The 8,700-nt window shown below is 44.1% G+C and carries 8 protein-coding genes and 1 rRNA gene; 4 read left to right on the plus strand and 5 right to left on the minus strand.

The genetic code is table 11. The annotated features are described in order from the left end of the window. Positions 1 to 86 precede the first annotated feature (86 nt). Positions 87 to 1,670: a cytochrome P450 gene (locus QUA13_RS10690; protein WP_333198279.1), complete on the plus strand. Its 1,584-nt coding sequence runs from the start codon at positions 87 to 89 to the stop codon at positions 1,668 to 1,670. Positions 1,671 to 1,888: 218 nt separating this feature from the next. Here the strand turns inward: QUA13_RS10690 and QUA13_RS10695 are convergent, their stop codons facing one another. Then, positions 1,889 to 2,089, minus strand: a complete 201-nt coding sequence (locus QUA13_RS10695; protein WP_333198280.1) for a hypothetical protein — start codon at positions 2,087 to 2,089, stop codon at positions 1,889 to 1,891. Between the two features lie 57 nt (positions 2,090 to 2,146). On the opposite strand from QUA13_RS10695, the gene rrf reads away from it, so the two are divergent. After that, positions 2,147 to 2,263, plus strand: a 5S ribosomal RNA gene (rrf, locus tag QUA13_RS10700). A 310-nt stretch (positions 2,264 to 2,573) separates the two neighbouring features. Here the strand turns inward: rrf and QUA13_RS10705 are convergent. Together QUA13_RS10705 and QUA13_RS10710 are read right to left on the minus strand one after the other, a co-directional pair. Further along, positions 2,574 to 3,818 carry a hypothetical protein gene (locus tag QUA13_RS10705; RefSeq protein ID WP_333198281.1) on the minus strand — a complete coding sequence of 415 codons (1,245 nt, stop codon included), beginning with the start codon at positions 3,816 to 3,818 and terminating at the stop codon, positions 2,574 to 2,576. A 97-nt stretch (positions 3,819 to 3,915) separates the two neighbouring features. Then, positions 3,916 to 4,083 (minus strand): DUF2281 domain-containing protein, encoded by a 168-nt coding sequence (locus QUA13_RS10710; protein ID WP_445242703.1) that lies wholly within the window; start codon positions 4,081 to 4,083, stop codon positions 3,916 to 3,918. Between the two features lie 278 nt (positions 4,084 to 4,361). Here QUA13_RS10710 and nadC point away from each other — a divergent pair, with 278 nt between their 5' ends. Then, positions 4,362 to 5,225 carry a carboxylating nicotinate-nucleotide diphosphorylase gene (gene nadC / locus QUA13_RS10715; protein WP_333198282.1) on the plus strand — a complete coding sequence of 288 codons (864 nt, stop codon included), beginning with the start codon at positions 4,362 to 4,364 and terminating at the stop codon, positions 5,223 to 5,225. Between the two features lie 194 nt (positions 5,226 to 5,419). Here the strand turns inward: nadC and QUA13_RS10720 are convergent, their stop codons facing one another. Further along, complete coding sequence (locus tag QUA13_RS10720) at positions 5,420 to 6,448, minus strand: C39 family peptidase (RefSeq protein ID WP_333198283.1); 1,029 nt, start codon at positions 6,446 to 6,448, stop codon at positions 5,420 to 5,422. A 350-nt stretch (positions 6,449 to 6,798) separates the two neighbouring features. Further along, positions 6,799 to 8,127 carry a pitrilysin family protein gene (locus QUA13_RS10725; RefSeq protein ID WP_333198284.1) on the minus strand — a complete coding sequence of 443 codons (1,329 nt, stop codon included), beginning with the start codon at positions 8,125 to 8,127 and terminating at the stop codon, positions 6,799 to 6,801. 58 nt (positions 8,128 to 8,185) lie between these two features. Here QUA13_RS10725 and QUA13_RS10730 point away from each other — a divergent pair, with 58 nt between their 5' ends. Next, positions 8,186 to 8,341 (plus strand): hypothetical protein, encoded by a 156-nt coding sequence (locus tag QUA13_RS10730; RefSeq protein ID WP_333198285.1) that lies wholly within the window; start codon positions 8,186 to 8,188, stop codon positions 8,339 to 8,341. The last annotated feature ends 359 nt before the right edge of the window (positions 8,342 to 8,700 follow it).

The following is an 8,700-nucleotide window of genomic DNA, read 5'->3' on the forward strand; positions in this document are numbered from 1 at the left end:
GCAATTACCAAGTCGAGCGTTTTATATTTAATTAAGTTGACTTACTTAATCTCCATTTCAAGGTAGTATATGGGTAATAAAAAACTATGGACTTGGGCAGATTTATGTTTCAAAGCATTACTTCTCAAATAAATGGTTCTTCTTCCTTCTTGTCATATTTAGTAATGGTATTAGGGGTTACTAGCATAGCGTCTATACTGATTTGGCGATGGTGGAAAGGAAAGGAAACGTATAAATCGCTACAATCACTTCCTTCGCCTCCCCAATATTGGGTGTTAGGAAATCTGCCACAAGTATTAGCAGCAGTAAAACAGAAAAAATTATTTCAGCTATTTTTTGATTGGAGTCAGCAGTTCGGCCCGATGTACGTCATCTGGAATGGCAGGACTCCATCTGTGATTTTAAGTAAACCAAAAGTAATTGAAGATACCATTATCAATGGGATGAGAGATGGTAGCTTAATTAGAGCCAAGCAAGTACGTCAAGCATGGAACGATATCAGCGGTTCTATTATGCTCGGAGAAACTGGAACCCAGTGGCAGTGGCGACGCCAGGCTTGGAATCCAGAATTTAGTTCGAGCAATATTTCCAAATATCTGGAAATAATTAGCCAAGCTTGCGAACAAGTCATTGAGACGCTGAAACAAGTTGCACCCCCAAAAGAAGTGGAGGTAGATCCTCTGTTTGTGGAACTAACAATGAGGGTGATTTCCTCTTTTGTACTAGGTATTCCTGTAGATAGAAATAGTACCAGTCAGGAAGGTTCCCCCCTGGAAGTTAGCAAGGTGTACGAAGCGATGTCTATTGTAGGTTATCGTTTCCTGCGACAAGCTACGGGGGAGAAAAGATGGATGAAATATTTGCCAACTCAGAATTCACGGGATTATTGGGCAGCAAGGCGATATTTAACGGAATTCCTTACTCCCCGCGTTGACTTAGCTTTAAAGATGAGAGAACAAAATCAAACTGATTTCCCACAAGTCAGTAGTTTGTTTAGGGAATCAATGTTAGTCAAAATCGCGGCTAAAGAACCAAAATACGATCGCGAAACCTTAATATCAGAATCGATTGAACTATTAATCGCGGGTACTGACACCACAGCCCATACTTTATCCTTTGCAGTTGGCGAATTGAGCTTAAATCCAAGAGTATTTCAACAAGCACGAGATATCGTTGACCAAGCTTGGCAAAAAGAAAGTGGGATCAACCTAAAAAACCTCAAAGAATTGGCTTATATTCGTGCCATTATCAAAGAAACACTGCGCCTTTATTCAGTGGGCTCTGGCTCAAGTCCATTGGAGACTCAACGGGATACTCTAATTGAGGGTACAGTGATTCCGCGTGGGACAAGAGTATCCTGGTCAATGCTTGCAGCCGGAAGAGATCCAGAAGTTTATGCTAACCCAGAGGAATTTCGGCCCGAACGTTGGCTAGACAAGAATAAGGAAACAAGTTCACTGCCAATGATACACTTTGGCTCAGGGTCGCATCGTTGCTTAGGAGAGCATCTATCAATGCTGGAAGGAACGATGATGTTAGCATTATTTGTGCGCCACTTCGATTGGGAGTTAGTTAACGGTCGTTCTTCTCTGGAAAAATTACAGCAAAACCTGTTAATTTATCCGTCAGATCGAATGCCAATACGCTTTCGAGGGAGAAACGGAGCCTAAACCTTTTACACACCGCAATTTTTACGAATCTACAAGATAGCCCGATTAGTGCTCTTCTGTCACTCTAAGCATAGGAAAATAGCTAATCAGGGGTAAAATTCGTTTGAGTAATAGGAATGGGAAAGAAATCAGCCTAGGAAATCCCAAAGATAATTGCGGAATCGGAAACATCTTCAACCAGCTTTGGATGATATTGAAGTAGATACAGAATATTCCATTTATATGCGGTACACACAATTTGGTTGTAAGTAGCGATCGACCTCCTGGAACCATTTTGCCCAAGCTTTAGCAATATCGTCTGGGAGTTTAGGCTCAGCTATTCTATTTTGGTGCTTGTGCATCACAAAGTCGAGGAAGTCGCTGACTTCTGGCAAGAATGATTCTGGAAGTGGCTGCAATAAGGGCGATCGTAATATCACGAATACTCATCATCATTGCCCAGGGCAGTCGTTTTTATTTTAATACAATAATAACAACATCGTGCTTATGATGTAATGGAACCACTCCGATCCATCCCGAACTCGGTTGTTAAACGTTGCTATGGCGAAGATACTCGGCGGGTCACTGCCCGGTAAAATAGCTCAGTGCCAGGTTAATAATAAATTAAAGCTCTTTTCCCGCAACAACGGAAAAGGGCTTTAGTTTTTTGGGGGAGTTATTAGTCATTCTCTTTATGGCTTGGCGGTTGAAACCGCTACTAAACAAATGAAGTCCGCCTCCGCGGACTAAAGAATAAAGAATGATTGGCAGGATAAGTTCTACTCTCTCAAGAAAGTAGTACCGATTGTTGCCGAGACCGATACTGAGTTAGTCGCGATTACAGTGTATACTTTTTATTTTTAGCGACTTGTTAGGGGCGACGAATGACTGTTAGTGGCATGGATATAATGACTGATAGCTCAATTAATAGAGGTCCCAGTTGATGATAATTTTCCATTCACTGTTTGGTGTGCCTCTAATTTCGGGTTCTCCTTTGAAATTCTCATTTATCAAGAGAAACTCAAATGATTTAGTTACCTCTTGTCCGTACTCTTCAAACACTAGGTAGGTTAGAATGATTGACATACCCGCTGCACGATCATGTATTGAGGTGAACTCGGAGGACTTTAAAGTTTTAGATTCAAATATTTTACGAATACTTCTTGGTGATTCTTTAACGGGTGGCCCCAACTTAACCGATAAACACCGAGCCATATAGCCGTAGTTTTTCGCTTTCCAGAACATCAAATATTCAGCAAGCCGCTTCTCAGGAGTTCCATCAAGGAATTGGTCTGGGTCACCAGTTTTAGGAAGCTCAACAATATCTCTAGGTCTCCACTGCTCCAATTTTTCTATGCTTACTTTATTTTGAAGTTGTTGTTGTATAATTTCATTGGATGTTTTCTCAGGTTCCTCTGGTAGAGCCTCAATCAGTCCCTTTTCCGCCTTTAATGCCCAATCATGGGTGGCAAACAAAGCCGCCCAGGTTTTTGCTGCGACCATTTTGTTGTCGTAGCCAAGATCCATACCGTGCATGATTCCGTTGCGATATGGAATATCTATTCGATCAATTCTAGTCGTTTTTCGACTTGTTTGAAAGAGAGTTGTTAATACTTGCAAGCCTCGACTATGAGCCGAAATAGAATCCCATGCTGTGAGATCAACCCCTTCAGCAAAGAAGCCGCGCCGTTTCTCGTATAGTTCATTTACTAAACCATCCAGCAATGCCAGCACGACTGGAACACAGGCATGATAGCGTTCTTCCTCGTAATCGACTAAGGCTTTTTGGGCAAGGGGTATTCGTGGGCGGAAGGCATGAATCTCCTTCATGGTTTGCAACTTCCACCTAACTGTTCCTGCGCTGTAATAGTTCACTAAGTCGGTTTCTGCACCATCTATATCACCTGAGTCCGCTTTTGCGATCGCTGCCTTGGCCACCTCAAGGTTGAGTAAGTCATAAATAATCCAGCCCCGTGAAGCAAATAAGTCATTGAAACGATCTGGAATTTGGGACATCTCTTCTATTTGACGAACAAGATCATCAACCTTATCTAAGGCATCATCCATTTTTTTTTCATCAACACCCAACAATTTTAGGAAAGGACGGCAGTAAGGCATGATGCGCTTAAATGCAGCCATATCTCTCGCATTTTTGAGAGCTTTAGCCATGCTGGGAATGTCCTTAATCAGAGAGGGATCTATATCCATAAGATGTTAATTATTAATACAAACGTAGGAAAAGCATCAGTATCCAATATAATTTTATTTATGACCTATATTTCTTCATATCCTCAAGCGACTCATCAAAGTCATCAGGCAGCGGTAAAACAAACATTCCTTTCATTGTTCCGGCAACACGACGCTTCTGTGTCGGCTTTTCTTGGGTTGAGTTTTTAGCCTGCTTTTCAATCAAAAACTCAATGTAAGGAAGCACTTCTGTCTGAAGAGACTCAGGGAGTTATGCTAATTTTTCTAAAATGACTGGCTGTATCATGATTTCTTCTCGCGATCGCAACCCATCTACTCCATTAAAGCACCTACACCCAATGTCAGCAACAGAATACCCCCTTATCTAGTACGATCGCCCCCGCAACCCAAATCCCAATCGCCACACGAGCACTAACACCATCATCATTGTGCAACTTGCCTAAAATTACCAGATCGACTATTCTTCCTAGTAGATATCATCTTGATATAACAACTGACAAAAATATGACAGCAATATTACCGCCTTGGATAGTTTTAGACTCCCTATTGCACAACTGGCTACTAGAAGATATCGGTAGGGGCGATCGCACAACATCGGCCTTATTTCCCGCAAACAGCATCCAGGGTACAGCTAAATGGATAGTCAAAGAAGCTGGAGTCATTGCCGGATTGCCAATTGCCGATCGCACATTTAAACTTTTAGACAGCAGCCTCAGTTTCATCCCGCAAGTACCAGAAGGGAAACTGTGCGAAAAAGGAGAAGTAATTGCCGAGATTTCCGGCAATTTCGATGCGCTGCTAACCGGAGAAAGAGTAGCATTAAACTTGGCAATGCGTTTGAGCGGCATCGCTACTTTAACTCAGAAATATGTTGACAAAATTGCCGATTTGCCCGTGCAATTAGTGGATACGCGCAAGACAACGCCGGGATTGAGATTGTTGGAAAAATACGCAACTCAAGTCGGCGGTGCTTGCAATCACCGGATGGGATTAGATGACGCGGTGATGATTAAAGACAATCACATTGCCGCGGCTGGGGGAATTGCAGAGGCGATCGCCCTAATTCGCAATTCTATCCCCTATCCGCTGACAATCGAAGTCGAAACCGAAACTCTGGCTGAAGTAGAAACAGCTTTGCAGCACAAAGCCGATATTATCATGTTAGATAATATGTCCTTTGATTTGATGCGGCAGGCTGTACAAATAATTCGGCAAAAGAGCGATCGGGTAAAAATTGAAGCTTCCGGCAATGTTACTTTAGAAACAATTAGAAGTGTAGCCGAAACCGGAGTTGACTATATTTCTACCAGTGCTCCGATTACGCGATCGACTTGGCTGGATTTGAGTATGAAAATTCAGAGTCATTAGTCATTAGTCAGAAGTCATTAGTGATAGAAAATATGGTCAATACCAAATCAAGCTTTAATACCCATTTTACTCTTTAGTCCCCTTCTGCTCGGACGAGAGTTTGACTCTTAAGCGATTTGAATCGCCGAATAATTCCAGAGGTAACTTATCTCTTAGCTAATGACTAATAACTAATGACTAATGACTCTTAACAATTACTTCGAGATAAAATGAACCCAAAAACTCCCGTCAGGTATACAGAGGCTGCGGATTAAGCGATAGGGATAGTGCAAGTAAGCACCGCTGACACTTGTATCGTAGCCACTTCTGAACCACTCGCCATAAGGATCGTGAACGAAGAATCCCTCGCTGTCGTAGCCGGCGGCAACTATAATGTGACCGAAAGATGTGAAGTATCCGTGGATGACAGCGGGATTTCCGCTGGCTAGCCAATCTTGAACGTCATCAATAGTTGCATTCTCGGTAAAGAAATCTTGAGCGCCGTAATCTTTAACAATTTTCGCTAAATCGTAGGGGTCCCAGCGACTGTAACCTTGGGCGATCGCATATTCATAGAGTTCGTCTTCATATTGCCCGGTTTTTTGGCGCTGTGGCACCTTCAAAAAGTCCAGACACATCGCTAATGAAGTTACATTGCAAGAACCTGTAGGATTGTTCAAGTTATCCATTTGCGATCGATAAGGAATGCCAAGCCTGACAGTTGGGGGATTCGGTTTGGGATAAAACAGAACCTCGTCTTGACTAATTTGAGCGTGTGCTCCGAAAACATACCAAATCCCAGAATCTTTGAAAGACTCGTTGCGGAGAGCAACTCTGATGTGACCGCGAGCCGGAGCAAAAGCCAGGATCTCAAACTCTTTTCCGGCTGGTATTAATTCTTTTTCCGAGTCCTGAAGTTGAGAAGACGCCAGCGGTTTTGATTTAAAAATCGTGTCTCTAAGCGTTTTCAGGAGCAGGGGATGTGTGGGAATGTCCCCTGGTTTGGTTTCGATCAGCTTTTTGGCTGTGACTGCTCCCAAAAAACCCGGTTCGCCGCACTTCATCAGAGTTTGAAATCGGTGGAGGGTGGCGGTAGAGAGAGGACCAAATTGGAAGTCTACGGGAGGTTTGAGTAAACCCATGTCAATAAGGCGACTTTGAATTTGGCCGCTGAGTTCGTCGTCAGCAGCGATTGCTTTGGCATCGTACCTAATTTTTGAGTTTAGAAAGTTTTGTAATTTCATTCTTGTCTGCCCGCGTCAATCGATTTTAGATTTTCGATTTTAGATTTTCGATTTTAGAATTACGACGGCAGATAAATCCGGTGGCCCCAGACCCAATTGCTTGATTGTCAATAATTCCCCGTCGATCCTCTCATAAAATTACGGTAATTTTACAGATCGTCCCTACCTTAAAGGCTTGATATTAATTATTTGATACAAAACCTTCAAGGCCAGAGCCGATCGAATTTCAGGCACTATTGACTAAAAATCCCTGGTGCGCGTTGGCATTCTTTATGCCGGATGCCGAATGCTGTTGGATGCCTCAAAAGCAGAGGGAGGGCAGAATTCCCCTGTTGAGGCGATCGTCCGATTTATGTTTCGTCCGGGCGAATTACCACAACACCCATTGCGTCGGGAGACAGATATTTGACGGCGGCTTCTCGGAGATCCTCGGCAGTCTGAGCTTGGATGCAGGCTGCATAGTTGAGGGCGGGAGCGATATCTCCTAACATCGACTGATAGTAACCGTACAAACTTGCTCGATCGCTCGGAGTTTCGTTACCAAAGATAAACCGATTTGCTACTTGAGTGCGGATGCGGGAAATTTCGGCATCTGTCACCAGTTCGGTTTGGAGAGTGCGGATGTGTTGGACGATGGCAGCTTCCACTGCTGCCAAGTTTTCTGTCGGTAGTTGAGCGGAAATCGAGAATACGCCGCCGAGTCGCTGAGTCATGTTGCTGACCGAAATTGACGAAACTAGCCCTTTTTCTTCGCGCAAATCATTAACCAAGCGAGTTGTGCGGCCGTGACCCAATATTGTCGCCAAAACGTCCAGGGCATAAGTTTCGGACATTTCCATGAAACCTGGCACTCGCCACATCACGATCAGTCGCGCTTGCTGAAGGGCAGAGTCTACAAATTCGCGGCGGACTGTTTCTGTAAACGGCGATTCTTGCCCGTAGTTCAGGGTTTGGGGTTCTGGGTGAAAGTTGCCGACATCAGGCACTTTTATTTTGTTGTTTTGTGCTGTACTTTTTGCTGCAAAACTGTCTGCGACAATTTCTATTAGTCGATCGACTGGCAAATTGCCGACAGCTACCGCTGTCATGGCCCCGGGCTGATATCTGCTGCTGTGGAAATCCCGCATTTGTTGCGCTGTCAACTGTTCGATTACCGCAGTCGGGCCGAGTACCGGTCGCTTGTAGGGCAGGACTTCAAATGCTAATTCCATCGATCGCTGATAGGTGCGGCGGCGGGGATTGTCTTCCGATCGTCTAATTTCTTCTAAGACTACCAGCCGTTCTCGATCGAAGGCGCCGTCGGGAATGCTGGCGTTGAGCAACACATCGACTTGCAGGGGAGCTAGTTCGGCAAAATCTTTAGGAGCTGTGGTGATGTAGTAATTAGTGTAATCTTGGCTGGTGGCAGCATTGGTGACAGCGCCGCGCTGCTCGATCGCGCGCTCAAATTCGCCACTGGGAATGCTAGGAGTTCCCTTAAAAATCATGTGTTCTAAAAAGTGAGCCATGCCGTTAATGTCGTCTGGTTCGACGGCTGAGCCTAAATTGAGCCACACGCTGAGGTTAACAGCATCGACCGGCAAGTGTTCGGCTATAACGGTGAGGCCGTTGGGGAAATGGCGGACTGTTGGGGCGTTGAGGGGCGATCGGTGGGAGGTTTTGAGCAGGGTTGATGTCATTGTGCTTTTAAATTTATCTTGTTCTCTATATCTTAAAGCGTCTTTAAGGAAGAGCTCAGTGAGAAGCAGCCGATCGACTGGTAGCTGGTGGCTGCTGGCTGCTGGAGATGACAACTGGCGCGAGGGAAATACAAGATCGGTGAGGGCGATCCTCTTCTCCAAGCTTCGCCAACGGGCGATCGGAAATCACTGCGATCTACAAAACAAAAGTTGATGTGTTAAAAGTTGCAAGTTATAGTCTACTTTGAATTTAGCCTTTAATCCCTTCTTTTCGCATTCAAGTTTCGGAGTTGCTAATGCAATTTGAGTTTCTGATTCCAAAACGCCCTGTATCTTTGCAAACGAGGCAGAGAAGCAAGCTACAGAATTGGCAAGCATTTGTGCGTGCAGAAGCGTCAAAAACTTGGGTAGGAACTCCTTATTCAGGAAATGTTCATTTAGCTTTAGTGTACCTTTATGATGCTGATCCAGTTGACACTGACAATATCATAAAGCCCAGAAGTGTTGAATGCTTATTTGATAGGATTCTGAAAATAGACATACGAATCCTATAAACTGGTGATTTCAGCAATT

Source organism: Microcoleus sp. S28C3 (genome assembly GCF_036700785.1).
GTDB lineage: Bacteria > Cyanobacteriota > Cyanobacteriia > Cyanobacteriales > Microcoleaceae > Microcoleus > Microcoleus asticus.

Excerpts from the sequence above, each read along its gene's own strand:
- QUA13_RS10725 (WP_333198284.1), bottom strand. The coding sequence starts at position 8,127 with ATGACATCAACCCTGCTCAAAACCTCCCACCGATCGCCCCTCAACGCC.
- QUA13_RS10705 (WP_333198281.1), bottom strand. The coding sequence starts at position 3,818 with ATGGCTAAAGCTCTCAAAAATGCGAGAGATATGGCTGCATTTAAGCGC.
- QUA13_RS10720 (WP_333198283.1), bottom strand. The coding sequence starts at position 6,448 with ATGAAATTACAAAACTTTCTAAACTCAAAAATTAGGTACGATGCCAAA.
- QUA13_RS10690 (WP_333198279.1), top strand. The coding sequence starts at position 87 with ATGGACTTGGGCAGATTTATGTTTCAAAGCATTACTTCTCAAATAAAT.
- nadC (WP_333198282.1), top strand. The coding sequence starts at position 4,362 with ATGACAGCAATATTACCGCCTTGGATAGTTTTAGACTCCCTATTGCAC.